Raw genomic sequence first — 17170 nt, forward strand, 5'->3', positions numbered from 1 at the left:
GAATTTCCCTCATGCGAGCAAATGTTTTCGCGTCATTTCTGTGATGGCTTCATGGAGACTGGGTGCACAGGCCAGGATGGAGAACGAACCCGAGGTCTCGGCCAAGGGATTTCCGTAGTCGAGCGCACTGCCGTCCATCGTGGAGAACACACCGCCAGCTTCTTCGATGACCACTTGTGCGGCCACGCAGTCCCATATACCGTTCCGCCGGTGCATAAAGGCACCGTATGCCCCTTTGGCGACCATCATGCAATCGAATATGCTGTTGCTCATGCGAATTCCCCGGCAGCGGGACGCGATGCCGGCTATCAGCCCGCAGTCGAGGGAAATCTCCTGCGGGTGGATGTCCATACCGTAGGCGATCAACTGCTGGGAGAAATCGCAGTCTGATGGGATCCGCAGTCTTTCACCGTTCCGGTAGGCCCCCTGTCCGGCCTCGGCGACATAGATCTCGGCAAGGGCAGGCAAAGCCACACCGCCGGCAACGGGGTTCCCGTGTTCAAGGACCCCGACCATGACTCCGAACAGAGGGCTCCCCACAGCGAAATTCGACGTCCCATCAATGGGGTCGATCACCCATGTGATCGGCGACGGACCGGCGGTCACGCCGGACTCCTCGTCTATCACGCTGTCCTGGGGGAAATGCTTGACTATGTGACGCTTGATCTGGCTGCCGATATACAAATCGGCAGCTGTCACCACCTGATTCGCATCCGAGCCCTTGACCTGTGACGGCATGCGCTGCGGAAAATCCAGGGCAGCTTCCCCGGCATCTTTGAGCAAGGACCCCAGAAATTTCAGGTATTGCATCCCGCATCCCTCCTGCACGTCACAGGGAGTTCTTTACCATCCTGGAGTAGTGTTCCAGAATGGGGACTTCAGGAGCGATGAGATCAGCGGGAATGCCGTCGATCTGGAAGAACTGTACGGCGGCCACCTCGCGGGGATCAAGGTCAAAATTCAAGCCGCGCGGATTTGCCGTGTATACAGTGGTGACATTGAAGACCTCATCTCCGTTCGGGTACCGGAAATACTGATCAGGCCCTGAGAAGACACTCATCAGTGTGAGCCCGTCGAGCTCCAGACCTACCTCTTCCATGACTTCTCGTCGTGCGGTCTCTTCAAGCGATTCCCCGGGCTCCATGAACCCGCCTGGCAGGCCCCAGCCACCGGTGTCGGCTCGCTGCAGAAGCAGAACATGATTGTGGGAATCAAGGACGATCACAGCCGCCCCGGGAAGAATCAACGGACGCGTGCCCACCAGGGCACGCACTTCAGCAATATAGCTCATCTTGGATCCTTGAGTAATTCTAAACTCTGACACTGAGCGGAAGTTCCGCCTCAACCCTGTTCCCGGCATCGAAAACAGCGGACGACCTTAACATCGCCACACGTCGGCCGCACAACGATTCGTCCCAGGCCGAATCACCCATATTGATCGGCGCTTCCTTGCCCAAAGTGGCACTTGACAATGAGGCGCCAGTTGCAATCATGGGTGATCCGGCAGCACTCGGTCCCACAGAAGTGAAAAGGTTCAGCGAATCATCCCAAGAGGCGGCAAATCGAGTGCCGGCTGCGAGTCCGGTTGTTTGTTTAATTTTTTTCGGAGCGAGAGGGAGGGGCGTTTTCATGAGTGGCGTGCAGCCCCATGACGTGGACTTCGACAAGCTCGGTTCGGAACACCATGTTGGCCCGAACACCCTGAAGCGACTGGTTGCGGCCTGGCCTCGGCGAGCCACGGTCCGTACCGACATGGCCGATTTCATGGGTTCGCGAACCGGTGATCCGGATCTGGAGGACTATCCCGTACATCTCATCCCGTTCGCGGAGCATCCGCTTTTCCTCGATGCCTCCGATGAAAAGCGCCGGCTCGTGAACACACTGGGGTGGCAGGCCTACAACGCCCGTGTGATCGCGGCCGAGGAATACGTCGCCAACCCGACATTCGAAATGCTCGCGCACGGCGTGTTCCCCGGCGTTGAACGCTACGAGGCCAGAGAGGCCATGCAACAGTCGCACATCGATGAAGTGTGGCACACCTACATGCACATGACGGCCATGCAGCGTACGAAGGAAGCGTACGATCTGGATGTCGAGCCGGACTATTCTCACCCCATTACCAACAGGCGTCTTTTCGAGCTGACCGCAGGGAAAAGTGAGAAGTGGGAGCGTGACATACTTTTCCTGGTGTGGACAGTGGTCGGCGAACTCCATATCAACAATTTCCTTGAATTGCTCGCGCGTGACACGACGATTCAGCCCATGCATGCGCTCGTGGCGCGTTTGCACGCCAGAGACGAAGCCGCACACGGTCCTCTTGTAGCAGAAGTCATGAAGGACATTTTCGCGCATCTGAACGCGCAGCAGCGAGAGCTGTTCATCCACACACTTCCCGACGCCATCACCGCCCTCGGAGCACAGGACTACGGCACCTGGGAGAACCTTCTGCAGTTCGCCAGGATATCCGGTTCCAAGGAGATCATTACCGACACATGCAGTCTTCCCGATACCGAAATGATGTTCACGGACTTTTCCACTGTGGAGCGCTTGGTCCAGGAACTTGGGATTGAAGACCGAGTCGAATATGACTTTTCGGTGTCGCACGAGACCAAGAACAGTCGACGGCGTTCACAAGCACCTGAACGGTAGGATCATTCCAGGTGGTAAGTTCCTCCGAAATGGTCGGGACAACACAGTCGACCACGAGGCTATGGTCTCGAAATTTCATACTCCTCTTCACAGCCCGGACCGTTTCTGTCCTCGGCGACCAGATGCTGGTGCCGATTGCGATCACAGTCGCCGTGCTGCAAGCAGGGTACGGCGTCACAGGCGTGGGATTCGCACTCGCTGCCAACACCGCGCCGCTGGCCGTTTTCGTCATTTTCGGTGGCGTCGTCGTAGACCGGTTCACCCCTGTGCGGGTCATGATCACCGCGGACATAGCCCGCCTGATCATTCATGGCATACTCGCGATCTCCTTCTTGGCCGGCAAACCCAGTCTTTGGCTGATCGTGTCACTGCTCGCGTTGAGCGGGACCGCGATGGCTGCCTTTCAACCCGGCTACGTCAGTGTTATCCGACGGACCACACATGAGGTTCAGAAAGCCAACGCAGCACTTCGCGTCTCGGAATCACTCGTCACCGTGCTCGGACCCGCCCTGTCGGGCCTGCTGCTGGCGCTCTCGTCGGTCTGGACGGTGGTGGCAATCGACGCCGTGACATACCTGGTCAGCGCTGTGTGCCTGTTCGCCCTGCGGCTGAGAATCCCCCGCTCGCAAGAGCGTCCCACCCTCCGTCACGACCTCGTCCAGGGGTGGCAGGAGTTCACGGCACGCACTTGGCTCTGGGGCGTCATCGTCATCTTCATGCTCTACCAGGTGACCGTGAACGGCCCCTTCCTCACTCTCGGGCAGAGCCTCATCCTCATCGAACACGGAGAGAGCACTCTCGGTTTCGTGATGGCGATGTACGGCGTCGGCGCCGTTCTCGGTGGGTTGATGGCCGCCCGGGTGAAGCCTCAACACCCGCTACGGGCCGGCGCAATCGCCCTCGCCGGCAATGCTTGCAGCGTGCTGGCAGTGGCTCTATACCTGCCTGCCCCAGCGATCGCGACAGGTTACGCCCTGCACGGTGCGGGTTCCGCGTTCTGGCTAGTCATGTTCCACTCAAGCGTGCAGACGAAAATTCCTCCCGAAACGCTGGGCCGGGTGCATGCCTACGACGTGGCGGGATCGGTCGTCATGCGACCGGTGGGGCAAATCGTGGCCGGCCCGGCTTCGTTGGCGATCGGCGCGGCAACAGTGCTGTTCTTCTCCTCAGCAATGCTGTTCGTCACCGTCGGTCTGCTCCTCGCCGTTCCGGCAATCCGCAACCTACGAAGGACGGACTGACGTCGTGAGTCGGTCAGGCTGCGCCGTCCCCTCCCTGTTCCCTGTTTCGGCGAAGACGGCTTCTGGCCTACGCGGGTCAGCGCACCCGACCACGCAATTTCCGCGGCAGCGACAGGAGTTCAGACGCGGGCACGGGGTGCCGTAGTAGCCCCTGACCTCTCCAAGCCGTTCTCCTGCCTCATCTACGGAGAACCCTCGGGCCCCTGAGGACATGTACATGTACGCCAGACACCTGCGGCACCCAGCACCGCACCCCGAGCGCTCCAGCCGAACCGAAAGCTGTTTGAAGCCTTGCGACCAGTAGCCGTGGACGGATCTTGACGCACCGCGCAAACAGCGACACACCGTCAAGCGAATCTTCGACCGGCTCCTGGACGAGCACGGAGCGGAGACGGTGACCTGTCGGATGGTCAGGGGCTATATCACCCGACCGGTGTCAGACGGATCGCCTGGCTCTACAGATCGGCTACGAGAAGCCGGTAGCCGGCATCGAAGGCTTCGCGGTCGAGCAGGTCGGCATGGCGTTGGTGCCAGCTGCCGCAGGACAGGTCGTCTGACAGCCGGGCCAAGCCCGGCTGGATGACTTCGTCACTGATCTGGGAGAACATCGAGATACCGGCCCGCACCTGCGGATCGAGGTATGCCTCGGGTCGGCGCCAGAAGGCGGCGAGGAATCCGTCGGCGCAGTCGTGCGGGATGGGGACAGTCTCGATGCGGGCGCCTCCCAGCAACGTGACCAAACGGTCGATCGCGACCGCTCGTGTGTCGTCGACCGCGGCTGCCTCGGGCAGGTACTCGTCCAGCAGCCAGAACCTGCGGCTGATGTCCTGGTCGAAAGTGAAGATGACGATCCGTTGCCGGGCGATGCGGAGGAGTTCGCCGACACCTGCTTCCAGGTCGCTCCAGTGGTGCACGGTCAGGAGGGCCATCGCCGCATCGGCCGAGTCGTCGGCGAGAGGGATCGACTCCGCGGATGCTTCCAGGGCCGGTGCGGACCCGGCCGGGCGCTGGGCGATCATCACTGAGCTGGGTTCAACAGCCAGCACCGTGTGTGACGGTTCGTAGGAGCCGGTGCCGGCTCCTACGTTGATCACAGTGGCGGCACCACCGAGGGCTTGATGGATCCTGGCGGCGATTCGAGGGTCCGGTCGCCGAGTGTCAGCGTAGGTCGCACCGATGCTGTTGTAAGTCGCCACGCCACACAGTATGCGCTTCCCGCTGCTCCGGTGGTATGCCCCGAGCGGTTCAGCAGCGAACGAGATCGCCTTCGGGTCGTCCTCCGCGGCAGCCTCTGACACCATGCCACTTCCGCCGGTATCTGCCTCCCGACACTGGAGTCAGCTCGCTTCGCGGCGGCCAAGACCTTGAGAGCGCCACTACTGCGCGAGGCCCGCAGGCCAGGCGGCCTCGTCGGTCCAAGTCACCGTCGAACAGTGACGCCACCAAGGCCACGTACTCCGGGGGAAGTTGGTCCGCGCGAGGTTTGGTGCGGGCCTTGGCAAGCCAGGGCCCGATTTTGACGTGCTCGCGGTAGAGGAAGAGTTCGAGAAGCTGGGCGGTCTGTTCGAAGGTCCGACGGGATCGGCGGGCACCGGCTCGCGCTGGACTACGGCAGTCACTTCAAGGGCCGAGCCACTCAAGTCACGAGTCCCCAGGGCAAGTTCAGCGACGCCGCAGCACTATTGACCGGTACGGAACTCACCCGCACCGAAGCCCACGGCAAGCATCTCTTCCTCGGTTTCCGTGACGCCGAGTGGATCCACATCCACCTCGGGCTGTTCGGCAAGGTCAACTTCGGCGGAGCCCCCGCACCCCCGCCCACCGACACCGTCCGCCTACGCCTCGCGAACGACACGTCGTACGTCGATCTCCGCGGCCCCACGACCTGCGCCCTGATCACGGACACCGAGAAGCAGGCGATACACGACCGCCTCGGCCCCGACCCCCTGCGCCCGCCGGAGGACACCGACCCGAGCGCGGCGTACCGGCGCGTCTCCCGCAGCCGTACGACGATCGCGGCCCTGCTGATGGACCAGAAGGTCATCGCGGGCGTCGGCAACGTCTACCGCGCCGAGGTGCTCTTCCGGCACGGCATCGACCCGTACCGCGCGGGCAAGGACGTCACCCCCGCCGAGTGGGACGCGATCTGGACCGACCTCGTCGAGCTGATGCGCGAGGGCGTCCGCAACAACCGCATCGACACCGTCCGCCCCGAACACACCCCCGAGGCGATGGGCCGCCCGCCGCGCGTCGACGACCACGGCGGCGAGGTGTACGTCTACCGCAGGGCGAACCGCCCCTGCCACATCTGTGGCGGCGAGATCCGCACCGCCGACCTCGCCGCCCGCAACTTGTTCTGGTGCCCCGACTGCCAGAAGCCGTAGGGCTGTTGGGCTGTTGGGCGGGTTCAGAACCCGTGCGGCAGCCAAGGCGCGACCGTCGAGCCGAACGCCAGCGACGCCTCGGCCAGCGCCCCCGCCCGCAGCTCCCGCACCCGGCCGGCCCCCGCGAGGGACGCCAGGGACACCCCGCCGAGATACGCGGACCCCAACTCCCGTACGGACAGGGCGAGATCGGCCGCCTCGTCGGTGCGCTCGCAGGACGCGCCCTTCGCGTCGCCGGTGAGCCGCCAACGCCCCTCGTTCCAGGGGCAGAAGGCGTCCGCGACCTCGAACACGACGTCCACCGGCGCCTGGTAGGTGCGCGCCTCCAGCGAGGCGCCGAGGTCCACCAGCCGTACGTGCAGCGAGTCCACCTGCCGGATACCGCACCGGCGGATGTCGGAGACCAGATGCTGCCAGGCGTCGTCGACGGGACGGCTGCGCACCGCGATCTTCCGCGTCAGGTCGATGTCGAAGAGGAACCGCCACAGCGCCGCGTACGACGCCGGGTCCAGCGCCTCCAGATCCCGTAGCAGGACTGTCCCCTTGGGGCCCTGGACGTCCCACTCGGGTTTGACGAAGTACCGCGTGTAGCCGACGACTTCACCGTCCCGCTCCGCCACCACGCACCGCAGCGGCGAGGACCCCTCCCGCTCGCTCTCCGGGTCCAGCAGCGGCAGGTCCTCCCACCCGGGCCGCCGCGCCGTCATCCCCGGCCGCCCGGCCACCACCCGCGCGTACACCGCCTCGCACTGGTCACGTACGGCGGCGGGTTCGGCGTAGCGCAGGCGTACGTCGTCCGTCCCCGGCGGCACCGAGAGCCGCACCCGGTCGGTGTCGATCTCGGCGGACGTCCGCGTCGTCGCGATGCCGTACCCGAACCGGCCGTAGATCACCGGCTCGGAGGCCGTCAGCACGGCGAACGGCTCGCCCCAGGACCGTACGTCGTCCAGCTGCCGGCGCATCATCGACGTCAGGATGCCCCGGCGCCGGTGCGTGGCGGCCACGCTGACCATCGTGATGCCGGCCGCGGGCACCGAGGCGCCGCCGGGCACGGTGACCCGGAAGCTGAACGCGCCGGCCGTCCCCACGCACGTGTCCCCGTCCCAGACGCCGAGGGAGCGGTCGAACTCGGTGAGCCGGCTCCACAGCTCACGCTCCTCGGGCGACTCCGGGACGCCACCAAAAGCGTTGACAAGGTTGTCGTACCAGGTGTTCCACTCGTCCTGGCGCAGTACCCGCAGCTCGGTCGGCTCGGCCGGTGTGTTTCTCGCAACTGTCCCCATGAGCCATGCCTACCAGGGCATTGCGGGACGAGCCAGGGAATTTCCGCCGGGCGCCACCGTGAGGGCCTCCGGTGAAGTTCACTGTGAAGTTGAACCTCGCAGGGGGGACAAGTGGGACCTCCCGTGCCAAGCGGCTGGTCGGATGGATAGGGTCCCGAACTAATGGCAGCAGGACGAGAGCGGCGCGCGGAGGCCGACACGTTCATGGCCCGGTTGAGGAAGCTGGTTCACCGGGTCCGCACCGGCCTGCGCAGAAGTGCCGTCGACTACTTCCGGGGGGACGGCTCGGACTGGGTCGCGCTGGCCGGGCTGCTGATCACGATCCCGGTGATCGTGTCGATGACCCTCGCCAACGCGGTGTGGTTCTCACCGGCCGCCCTCGTCCTCCCGATCGTCGCGGGCGGCCTGCTGCTGCGGCCCGCGAGCCTGCTCGGCCTGTACGCGGCGGCGGCCACCGGCCTGATCGTCGAGTCGGTGAAGCTCGGCCCGTACACCGAGGGCCCGTCGCGGGTGACTCCGGGCGTGGTGCTCGTGGTGGCCGCGTGCGGTTTCTTCGGGCTGCTGATCGCGCAGTTCCGCAGCCGGGTGGGCGTGCCCTGGCGGCGCGGCGGCACCATGCTCTTCGACCTGCGCGAGCGGATCCGGGTGCAGAGCAAGCTGCCCCAACTCCCGCAGGGCTGGCACCGGGAGATGGCGCTGCGGCCTGCGGGCGGCCAGTCGTTCTCCGGGGACTTCGTGGTCGCGGCCCGGACGAACGGTGGTCGGACCATGGAGGTCGTCCTCACGGACGTCTCCGGCAAGGGCATGGACGCGGGCTCCCGCGCCCTGCTCCTCTCCGGAGCCTTCGGCGGCCTGCTCGGCTCGCTGCCCCCGCACGCGTTCCTCCCCGCCGCCAACGGCTATCTGCTCCGCCAGGACTGGGACGAGGGCTTCGCGACCTCGATCCACCTCGTCCTGGACCTCGACTCCGGCGACTACGAACTCTTCTCCGCAGGACACCCGCCGGGCCTCCAGCTCAGCGCGGGCAGCGGCCGCTGGGAGGAGAAGGCCGCGGAAGGGCCACTGCTGGGTGTGTACGACGGCGCCCAGTTCGACCCTGTGAAGGGATCGCTGCGGCCCGGGGACGTGTTGATGCTGTTCACAGATGGTCTGGTGGAGACCTCCGACCGGGACATCGTCGAGGGCATCGACCGCCTCACCGGCGAGGCCGACCGCTATGTCGCCGGCGGTTTCCACGGCGCCGCCTGGCACCTGATCGAGGCGGTCGCCAAGGACGTCAACGACGACCGGGCGCTGCTGCTGGTCTGCCGCGAGGGCCCCACGGCGGCGGCACAGGCCCTGCCCCGATGACCGAACCCCTCACCCCGGCCGAGGTCGAGACCCTCGCCCGCGCCGCCCACGAGGGCCAGACCGACAAGGCGGGCCGCCCCTACGCCGAGCACCTCCAGGCCGTGGCGGAGGGCGTACGCGCGCGTGGCGGGGACGCGGAGCAGATCGCGGCTGCCTGGCTGCACGACTCCGTGGAGGACGACGCACTCACCGAGCGGTGGCTGAGCGAGGCCGCGCTGAGCCGTCGTACGAAGGACATCGTGCTGGCGCTCACCAAGCGGGCGGGGGAGCCCCCGGAGGCGTACGCGGGGCGCATTCTCGCGACCCCTGGCGCGCTTCTCGTGAAGGAGGCGGACCTGGCGCACAACGCGGACCCGGCCCGCCTCGCGGTCCTCGACGAACCGACCCGGAGACGACTGACCGAGAAGTACGCACGGATGCGCGCACTTCTCGGCCTGAGCGTTCCCGACTAGGCGTCCCTGTAGGCGTACCTGATCAGGCGTCGACCGTCTCCCGTACGGCCTGTTGTCCGTGCTGCCGCTCGAACTGCCCGCGGTCGCGGGCCAGTTCGGCCGCGTCGCGCTTGAACGCCCACTCCATGTCCGGCTCGACCACGAAGCGGAACACCCGGCGTACGGGCGGGGTGCACAGCAGGGTGACGGCGGTGACCGCGAGGGCGGTCACCAGGGCGACGCCGTAGGGCCGGTGCAGCCAACTGTGGTCGTACAGGCCCGCGTAACCGGCGCCCTTGATCAGGAAGCCGTGCAGCAGATAGCCGTACAGCGTGCCCGCGCCGAGCGCCGTGAACCAGGTCGTGCGGCTCGGCACCCAGGAGTAGAAGCCGGCGGTCAGCAGCAGCGAGCAGCCGAACATCGCGAGCATCATCACGGGCCCGACCCACCAGGGCGCGCCGAACTCCTGCGCGGAGTCGTGGTGGTAGAACCAACTCGCGTTCATCCGCGGCACCGCCCACCAGCCGAACAGCACCGCGCCCACGAACACCGGCACGGACAGGATCCGCATCTCACGGCGGCGCACCAGCTGGAAGTGCTCGGGCTTCAGGACCAGACCGAGCACGAAGTACGGCAGGAACTGCGCGAGCCGCTGCAGATCGAAGTCGTCGGTCATGGCCGGCGTGCAGGACGCGAGCATGGCGATGCCGAGGGCGATCGGCAGCGGGTGGCGGACCAGTTTCCAGATCGGGGTGGTCAGCCGCCAGATGAACAACGCGCAGAGGAACCAGGTCAGATACAGCGGGTCGAGGAGGGTGATCCGCTGGTGCGGGTCGTCGTTGGCGTAGCGGCTGAAGAGCGAGTACGCGATCTCGAAGACGATGTACGGCAGCGCGACTCCGGTGAGGAGCCGCTTCAGGCGGGCGGGGCTCATGTCGAAACTGCGGGAGAAGTAGCCGGAGATGACGATGAACGCCGGCATGTGGAAGCTGTACACGACCATGTACAGCCCCTGAAGCACTCTGCTGTCGCCCTTCAGGGGCTCCCAGGAGTGCCCGATGGCGACCAACAGGATCGCCAGGTACTTCGCGTTGTCGAAGAACGCGTCACGCGGTTTGGCCTGTTCGTTCTTTTCGTTCTGTTTGCTCTGTTCGTTCTGGCCCGGGGGCGTGTCAGCGTGGAACATCTGAGGCACCCTAGCGTTGCCTGTGGGAATCGGTGAAACCATCGGACGCGCGTCCGGAATCTATTCACGATGTCACGATTCATCCCGATCAAAAGGCGCAAAAGGGCACACGGGGAAGGGTTGTTCGTGTGCGCATGCCAATAATGCGAACGAACTGCGAACGCGCCTCTTCCGAACCTTTGCGACCAACGATGCGTCACCCGCCGCATACGTGGGCCGCGTTGGTGGCACGATGGTTCTGGCGGGGTGCGCGGGTTGCGACCCCGGGCCGGGAGTGCGGACCGACCGAGGGTGTGATCAGTTGTGGCCATTTCACTGTCTGTGGTGCTGCTGTTGGCGATCATCCTGGTGGTGTTGATCCGAGGGGGTTCGATCAAGGCGGGCCCAGCCATAGTCGCGATCCTCTTCGGCTTCTTCCTCGCCTCGACCGGCATGGCGCCGTCCATCAACAGATTCATAAACTCGCTGGCGGAGACGATCAACTCGATCAGCTTCTGAGATCTGATCAGCTTCTGAGGTCTGATCGGCTGCGGAGTTCTGGCCGGCCGCTGAGTCCTGACCGGGGTCGAGACCCCGGGAACGACTCAGGGCCAGGTTGAGGAGTGATCCTCCGACCTGGCCCTGATTCGTATGGAGCGGGCGACGGGAATCGAACCCGCGTAGCTAGTTTGGAAGACTAGTGCTCTACCATTGAGCTACGCCCGCGCACGACGCGCCGCAGGTCAGACGACCGCGGCACAGAAGGCATCGTAGCGGTTCGGGCGGCCTCCGCGCACACCGCATTCCCCATGCCCCTTCCGGCGCCCCGGCGCTCGCCCAGGCGCTCGTGAAATGCGGCAGCTCAACCGCCTGCGGGCATGTACCCTACGTGTCGCACCAGACGGGGTGTGGCGCAGCTTGGTAGCGCGTCCGCTTTGGGAGCGGAAGGCCGTGGGTTCAAATCCCGCCACCCCGACCACCTGCCGAACTTCAGGGACCGGTACCACCGGACCCCAGGGACCGGTACCACACGAGTACCTCGCGAGATCGCCTTTTGGGGCGTCCTGTCGCTGCGGCTACTATGCAAGCTGCGCGCCCGTGTGTCTCTCACACTCTGAAGTCCTCCGGGCGACCAGAAACCGCCGGACCTGTCTGGGTCCGCAAACCAAGAAGTCAGCCCCCAAGGAGACCGAACCGTGAAGAGCGCCGTGGAGACCCTGAACCCGACCCGGGTTCGGCTCAGCATCGAGGTGCCCTTCGAGGAGCTCAAGGACAGCCTCGACGCGGCGTACAAGAAGATCAACCAGCAGGTCACGGTGAAGGGCTTCCGGAAGGGCAAGATCCCGGCGCGCGTCATCGACCAGCGGTTCGGCCGCGGTGCGGTCCTGGAGGAGGCGGTCAACGACGCGCTTCCGAAGTTCTACACCGAGGCGGTCAACGAGGCGGAGCTCAACCCGCTCGGCCAGCCCGAGGTCGACATCACGGAGCTGAAGGACGGCGAGACGCTGAACTTCACCGCCGAGGTCGACATCCGCCCGACCATCGAGATCCCGGACTACTCGGGCATCGAGGTCGAGGTCGACGCCGTAGAGGTCAGCGAAGAGGACATCGACGAGTCCGTCGAGCAGCTCCGCGAGCGCTTCGCGGCGACCTCCCCGGTCGAGCGCGCCGCCGTCGACGGTGACGTCGTCACCCTCGACCTGGAGGCCAAGGTCGACGGAGAGGTCCTCGAGGACGGCGTCGCCGAGGGCGTCTCCTACACCATCGGCTCCGGCGAGCTGCTCGAAGGCATCGACGAGGCCGTGACCGGCCTGGAGGCCGGTGGCGAGGCCACCTTCGCCTCCGAGCTCAAGGGCGGCTCCGCGGCCGGCCAGGAGGCCCAGGTCACCGTCAAGGTCACCCAGGTCGCCGCCCGCGAACTGCCCGCGCTGGACGACGAGTTCGCACAGCTCGCCTCCGAGTTCGACACCCTGGAGGAGCTGCGCGCGGACAGCCGCAAGCGCCTCGAGAACATGAAGCAGTACGACCAGGCCACGCAGGCCCAGGAGCGCGTCCTGGAGAAGCTGCTGGAGCTCGTCGAGGTGCCCGTCCCCGAGAAGCTGCTCGAGGACGAGATCAACACCCGTAAGCACAACCTGGAGCACCACCAGCTCGGTCAGATGGGCCTCGACCTCGAGAAGTACCTCGAGATCCAGGGCAAGACGGCCGAGGAGTTCGACACCGAGACCAAGGACGCCGCGGTCAAGGGCATCAAGACGCAGTTCGTCCTCGACGAGCTCGTCAACAAGGAGAAGCTGAACGTCAACCAGGAGGAGCTCACCGAGCACCTCATGCGGCGCGCGGCCTCCTCCGGCATGTCCCCCGACCAGTTCGCCCAGGCCGTCGTAGAGGGCGGCCAGGTCCCGCTCCTGGTCGGCGAGGTAGCCCGCGGCAAGGCCCTGGCGGTCGTCGTAGAGGCGGCCACGGTCAAGGACACCAACGGCGAGATCGTCGACCTGGACGACGAGGACGACGAGACGGCCACCGAGACGGCGGAGACCGTCGAGGAGCCGACCGAGGCGTAAAGCAGCCGAACGAGGGGCCCTGGGGTTTGCATCAAGCCCCGGGGCCCTTTGCCATACCGTCCACTGGAGCGCGCCCGAAGGGGCGCGGGGAACGGCGCGCTCAGCCCCCACTCACCCGCAGCCCCGCCACAGACCGCAACCACCCCACCCCAGGGGATTCCGCTCAGGCCAGCGCAGCGATGTGCTGACAGCGAACAGTTCCCTTTGCGGGATTCCCCGGAGGGACCCGCGCGTTAGGGTCCATGAATACGAGGGCAGGGGAGTCCCCGTTGCCCCCGGCAGTACACGTGAGACGGCCCGGCGCCGTCGTAAAGACGAGCAGGTGGATACGTGACGAATCTGATGCCTACAGCCGCCGGCGAGCCCTCTTTCGGTGGCCTCGGCGACCAGGTCTACAACCGACTGCTCGGTGAGCGGATCATCTTCCTCGGCCAGGCGGTCGACGACGACATCGCGAACAAGATCACCGCACAGCTCCTGCTCCTTGCCGCTGACCCCGACAAGGACATCTACCTCTACATCAACAGCCCCGGCGGCTCGATCACGGCCGGCATGGCGATCTACGACACCATGCAGTTCATCAAGAACGACGTGGTGACCATCGCCATGGGCCTCGCCGCCTCGATGGGCCAGTTCCTTCTCAGCGCGGGCACCCCGGGCAAGCGCTTCGCCCTCCCGAACGCCGAGATCCTGATCCACCAGCCCTCCGCCGGCCTGGCCGGTTCGGCCTCCGACATCAAGATCCACGCGGAGCGGCTGCTGCACACCAAGAAGCGCATGGCCGAGCTGACGTCCTTCCACACCGGCCAGACGATCGAGCAGATCACTCGCGACTCTGACCGGGACCGCTGGTTCGACGCCGACGAGGCCAAGGAGTACGGCCTCATCGACGACGTCATTCCCACGGCCGCCGGTATGCCGGGCGGCGGCGGCACCGGGGCCTGATGCCCCAGGACAGCCACCAGCCGACCGCCACAGCCCCCAGGAGAGAGACAGTGAACAACTTCCCCGGCAACGGCCTGTACGACCACGCACGCGCCGAATACACGGCCCCCGCCGCCGAGTCCCGCTATGTGATCCCGCGCTTCGTGGAGCGCACCTCGCAGGGCGTCCGCGAGTACGACCCGTACGCGAAGCTCTTCGAGGAGCGCGTGATCTTCCTGGGTGTCCAGATCGACGACGCGTCGGCCAACGACGTCATGGCGCAGTTGCTGTGCCTGGAGTCGATGGACCCCGACCGTGACATCTCGATCTACATCAACAGCCCGGGCGGCTCCTTCACGGCCCTGACTGCGATCTACGACACGATGCAGTTCGTGAAGCCGGACGTTCAGACGGTCTGCATGGGCCAGGCGGCGTCCGCCGCCGCCGTCCTGCTGGCGGCCGGTACGCCGGGCAAGCGCATGGCGCTGCCGAACGCGCGCGTGCTGATCCACCAGCCCTACAGCGAGACCGGCCGGGGCCAGGTCTCCGACCTCGAGATCGCGGCCAACGAGATCCTCCGCATGCGTGCCCAGCTGGAGGACATGCTGGCCAAGCACTCGACCACCCCGCTGGACAAGATCCGCGAGGACATCGAGCGCGACAAGATCCTCACGGCCGAGGACGCCCTGTCGTACGGCCTGATCGACCAGATCATCTCCACCCGGAAGATGAACAACGCCGACGTCCGCTGACCCGGACCCTGTATCGTCCACCACCCCTTGGCACGGTCCACGTGGAAGTGAACCGTGCCAAGGGGGGCCCGAACGGGGGGCCCGGCAAGGTACCGTCGGACATAAGGCAGCACCAGGAGCCGCTGGACCTAGGCGTCTCCCAGGCGAAGGGGAAGCACACCGTGGCACGCATCGGTGACGGCGGCGATCTGCTCAAGTGCTCGTTCTGCGGCAAGAGCCAGAAGCAGGTCAAGAAGCTCATCGCAGGGCCCGGTGTGTACATCTGCGACGAGTGCATCGACCTCTGCAACGAGATCATCGAGGAAGAACTCGCGGAGACGAGCGAGGTCCGCTGGGAGGAACTCCCCAAGCCCCGCGAGATCTACGAGTTCCTCGAGGGGTACGTCGTCGGCCAGGAGTCGGCGAAGAAGGCACTCTCGGTAGCGGTGTACAACCACTACAAGCGCGTCCAGGCCGGTGAGAACGGCGGCGGCCAAAGCCGCGAGGACGCCATCGAGTTGGCGAAGTCCAACATCCTCCTGCTCGGCCCCACGGGCTCGGGCAAGACCCTCCTCGCACAGACCCTGGCCCGCATGCTGAACGTGCCGTTCGCGATCGCCGACGCGACCGCGCTCACGGAGGCGGGCTACGTCGGCGAGGACGTCGAGAACATCCTGCTGAAGCTCATCCAGGCCGCTGACTACGACGTCAAGAAGGCCGAGACGGGCATCATCTACATCGACGAGATCGACAAGGTCGCGAGGAAGAGCGAGAACCCCTCGATCACTCGTGACGTGTCCGGCGAGGGCGTCCAGCAGGCCCTGCTGAAGATCCTGGAGGGCACGACGGCCTCGGTCCCGCCGCAGGGCGGCCGTAAACACCCGCACCAGGAGTTCATCCAGATCGACACGACGAACGTCCTGTTCATCGTGGGCGGCGCCTTCTCGGGTCTGGAGAAGCTCATCGAGTCCAGGGCCGGCGCCAAGGGCATCGGCTTCGGCGCGACGATCCGCTCCAAGCGGGAGTTGCAGGCCAAGGACCAGTTCGAGGACGTCATGCCCGAGGACCTGGTGAAGTTCGGCATGATCCCCGAGTTCATCGGCCGCCTCCCCGTCATCACCTCGGTCCACAACCTGGACCGCGAGGCCCTGCTCCAGATCCTCATCGAGCCGCGCAACGCTCTCGTCAAGCAGTACGAGCGCCTCTTCGAACTCGACGGCGTGGAGCTGGACTTCGAGCGCGAGGCCCTCGAAGCCATCGCCGACCAGGCCATCCTCCGCCAGACCGGCGCCCGCGGCCTGCGCGCCATCATGGAGGAAGTCCTCCAGGGCGTCATGTACGAGGTCCCGTCCCGCAAGGACGTGGCCCGGGTCGTCATCACGGCGGACGTCGTCCTGTCGAACGTCAACCCGACCCTGATCCCGCGCGACGCCCGAGGCCGCGGCCCGGGCGAGCAGAAGACGGCGTAGCCGACAGTCTCTGTACGACACGAAGGGCGCCCGGTCAGTCAACTGACCGGGCGCCCTTCGTAGTTGAGGCCTCCGAGGTCAGGCCTTCACCCGAATTTCCTTACGCAGCTTGGTGGTCATGTCGACGGCGGTGTCCTTCGACACGTCGGCCGTGTTGTCGCCGGGGGAGACCATGGCGATGGTGCTGTAGTCGGCCCAGGCGCAGAACCAGTCGGTCTGCTGCTTCTTGGTCAACTGGTTCGTCGCCTTGGTCGCCTGGCACTTCATGACCGCGCCGTCGATGTCGACCGACTCGGCCTGCCCGACCAGTTCGCTCCCGCCCGTCGAGCTGCTGCTGGAGGAGTTGCTCTGCTTGACGTCCTTCTGGATGTCCGCGAAGAACGCGTCCAGGGCCTTCTCCGGATCGGCGATCTTGCCGTAGGCGCCGATGAGTGAGACGCCCTTGGCCGTGAGGAGTTCCGTCTGACTCGGCGCGGTGGTGGGGTCGTCCGGGTCATAGCCGCTCAGGTCGGCCGTCGTGTAGGCACCGAGGACGGCGGTGCCGTTCTTGACGCCGCTCTGCTCCAGGTCCTTCACGGTCGACGAGCCGCTGTCAGTGGTGTCGCCGTCCTTGGTCGCCCGGTTGTAGTCACCGAGCACCTTCGCCGGCGTCGTCAGCTTGTGGGCACCGTCGTCCGTGAGACCGGACGCCCCGGTGTAGCCGAGGACGAAGTACACGCCCACACCGATGGCGGCCACCACCGCCACCGCGCCGATGATGAGCCCGGTCTTCTTCTTCCCACCGGGCGCCGGCGGCTGCGGAACGCCGTACGGGGGCTGCCCGTAAGGAGGTTGGCCGTACGGCGCCTGCTGTCCGTACGGCGGCTGCGGCTGGCCGTAGGGGCCCTCGTCAACACCGTGCGCGTCTCGGCGTTCAGCCGCCGCCGCGAGACCGGCATCATGCGGCTGGTCGGCGCGTCCGGCTTCTACATCCAGGCCA

At 65.9% G+C, this 17170-nt stretch carries 16 protein-coding genes and 2 tRNA genes; 11 read left to right on the forward strand and 7 right to left on the reverse strand.

What is annotated here, in order from left to right:
• Nucleotides 1-9: 9 nt before the first annotated feature.
• Entirely contained in the window at nucleotides 10-810 is an 801-nt protein-coding gene (locus tag ACNFOC_RS13825; protein ID WP_416959412.1) for an inositol monophosphatase family protein, read from the reverse strand.
• A gap of 19 nt (nucleotides 811-829) precedes the next feature.
• Nucleotides 830-1291, reverse strand: a complete 462-nt coding sequence (locus ACNFOC_RS13830) for an NUDIX hydrolase (RefSeq protein WP_416959413.1) — start codon at nucleotides 1289-1291, stop codon at nucleotides 830-832.
• 338 nt (nucleotides 1292-1629) lie between these two features.
• Between ACNFOC_RS13830 and ACNFOC_RS13835 the strand changes: the two genes are divergently transcribed.
• Both ACNFOC_RS13835 and ACNFOC_RS13840 read left to right on the forward strand, forming a co-directional pair.
• Nucleotides 1630-2649, forward strand: a complete 1020-nt coding sequence (locus ACNFOC_RS13835) for a diiron oxygenase (protein WP_416959414.1) — start codon at nucleotides 1630-1632, stop codon at nucleotides 2647-2649.
• A gap of 29 nt (nucleotides 2650-2678) precedes the next feature.
• On the forward strand, nucleotides 2679-3890 hold the full coding sequence (locus ACNFOC_RS13840) for an MFS transporter (RefSeq protein WP_416959415.1): 1212 nt from the start codon (nucleotides 2679-2681) through the stop codon (nucleotides 3888-3890).
• A 455-nt stretch (nucleotides 3891-4345) separates the two neighbouring features.
• On the opposite strand, the gene ACNFOC_RS13845 is transcribed toward ACNFOC_RS13840, so the two are convergent.
• Entirely contained in the window at nucleotides 4346-5086 is a 741-nt protein-coding gene (locus ACNFOC_RS13845) for a methyltransferase domain-containing protein (protein ID WP_416959416.1), read from the reverse strand.
• A gap of 384 nt (nucleotides 5087-5470) precedes the next feature.
• On the opposite strand from ACNFOC_RS13845, the gene ACNFOC_RS13850 reads away from it, so the two are divergent.
• Entirely contained in the window at nucleotides 5471-6274 is an 804-nt protein-coding gene (locus ACNFOC_RS13850) for an Fpg/Nei family DNA glycosylase (RefSeq protein WP_416959423.1), read from the forward strand.
• A gap of 23 nt (nucleotides 6275-6297) precedes the next feature.
• Here the strand turns inward: ACNFOC_RS13850 and ACNFOC_RS13855 are convergent, their stop codons facing one another.
• On the reverse strand, nucleotides 6298-7557 hold the full coding sequence (locus tag ACNFOC_RS13855) for a GNAT family N-acetyltransferase (RefSeq protein ID WP_416959417.1): 1260 nt from the start codon (nucleotides 7555-7557) through the stop codon (nucleotides 6298-6300).
• A gap of 162 nt (nucleotides 7558-7719) precedes the next feature.
• Between ACNFOC_RS13855 and ACNFOC_RS13860 the strand changes: the two genes are divergently transcribed.
• Both ACNFOC_RS13860 and ACNFOC_RS13865 read left to right on the forward strand, forming a co-directional pair.
• Nucleotides 7720-8907, forward strand: coding sequence for a SpoIIE family protein phosphatase (locus tag ACNFOC_RS13860; RefSeq protein WP_416959418.1), 1188 nt, complete (start codon nucleotides 7720-7722; stop codon nucleotides 8905-8907).
• Nucleotides 8904-9359 carry an HD domain-containing protein gene (locus tag ACNFOC_RS13865; RefSeq protein WP_416959419.1) on the forward strand — a complete coding sequence of 152 codons (456 nt, stop codon included), beginning with the start codon at nucleotides 8904-8906 and terminating at the stop codon, nucleotides 9357-9359. Before ACNFOC_RS13860 ends, ACNFOC_RS13865 begins: the two co-directional genes overlap by 4 nt.
• A gap of 22 nt (nucleotides 9360-9381) precedes the next feature.
• Here ACNFOC_RS13865 and ACNFOC_RS13870 read toward each other — a convergent pair whose 3' ends face one another.
• A complete protein-coding gene (locus tag ACNFOC_RS13870) occupies nucleotides 9382-10524 on the reverse strand; it encodes an acyltransferase family protein (protein ID WP_416959420.1) in 1143 nt (380 codons plus the stop codon).
• Nucleotides 10525-10827: 303 nt separating this feature from the next.
• On the opposite strand from ACNFOC_RS13870, the gene ACNFOC_RS13875 reads away from it, so the two are divergent.
• Nucleotides 10828-11022 carry a hypothetical protein gene (locus ACNFOC_RS13875; protein WP_026151384.1) on the forward strand — a complete coding sequence of 65 codons (195 nt, stop codon included), beginning with the start codon at nucleotides 10828-10830 and terminating at the stop codon, nucleotides 11020-11022.
• A 133-nt stretch (nucleotides 11023-11155) separates the two neighbouring features.
• On the opposite strand, the gene ACNFOC_RS13880 is transcribed toward ACNFOC_RS13875, so the two are convergent.
• Nucleotides 11156-11229 (reverse strand) — tRNA-Gly (locus ACNFOC_RS13880).
• Nucleotides 11230-11405: 176 nt separating this feature from the next.
• Here ACNFOC_RS13880 and ACNFOC_RS13885 point away from each other — a divergent pair.
• The 5 genes from ACNFOC_RS13885 to clpX all read left to right on the forward strand — a co-directional run bounded on the left by ACNFOC_RS13885 (nucleotide 11406) and on the right by clpX (nucleotide 16191).
• A tRNA-Pro gene (locus tag ACNFOC_RS13885) sits at nucleotides 11406-11482 on the forward strand.
• Between the two features lie 217 nt (nucleotides 11483-11699).
• Complete coding sequence (gene tig, locus ACNFOC_RS13890) at nucleotides 11700-13067, forward strand: trigger factor (protein ID WP_416959421.1); 1368 nt, start codon at nucleotides 11700-11702, stop codon at nucleotides 13065-13067.
• Between the two features lie 342 nt (nucleotides 13068-13409).
• Nucleotides 13410-14012, forward strand: a complete 603-nt coding sequence (locus tag ACNFOC_RS13895) for an ATP-dependent Clp protease proteolytic subunit (protein WP_043676731.1) — start codon at nucleotides 13410-13412, stop codon at nucleotides 14010-14012.
• A 50-nt stretch (nucleotides 14013-14062) separates the two neighbouring features.
• Nucleotides 14063-14743 carry an ATP-dependent Clp protease proteolytic subunit gene (locus ACNFOC_RS13900; RefSeq protein WP_317881617.1) on the forward strand — a complete coding sequence of 227 codons (681 nt, stop codon included), beginning with the start codon at nucleotides 14063-14065 and terminating at the stop codon, nucleotides 14741-14743.
• 161 nt (nucleotides 14744-14904) lie between these two features.
• Entirely contained in the window at nucleotides 14905-16191 is a 1287-nt protein-coding gene (gene clpX / locus ACNFOC_RS13905; RefSeq protein ID WP_033285988.1) for an ATP-dependent Clp protease ATP-binding subunit ClpX, read from the forward strand.
• A 78-nt stretch (nucleotides 16192-16269) separates the two neighbouring features.
• Here clpX and ACNFOC_RS13910 read toward each other — a convergent pair.
• Nucleotides 16270-17170, reverse strand: a 901-nt coding sequence (locus ACNFOC_RS13910; RefSeq protein WP_416959422.1) for a hypothetical protein, incomplete at its 5' end; no start/stop codon positions are given.

It is taken from the genome of Streptomyces colwelliae, from assembly GCF_048158785.1.
Taxonomy (GTDB): Bacteria; Actinomycetota; Actinomycetes; order Streptomycetales; family Streptomycetaceae; genus Streptomyces.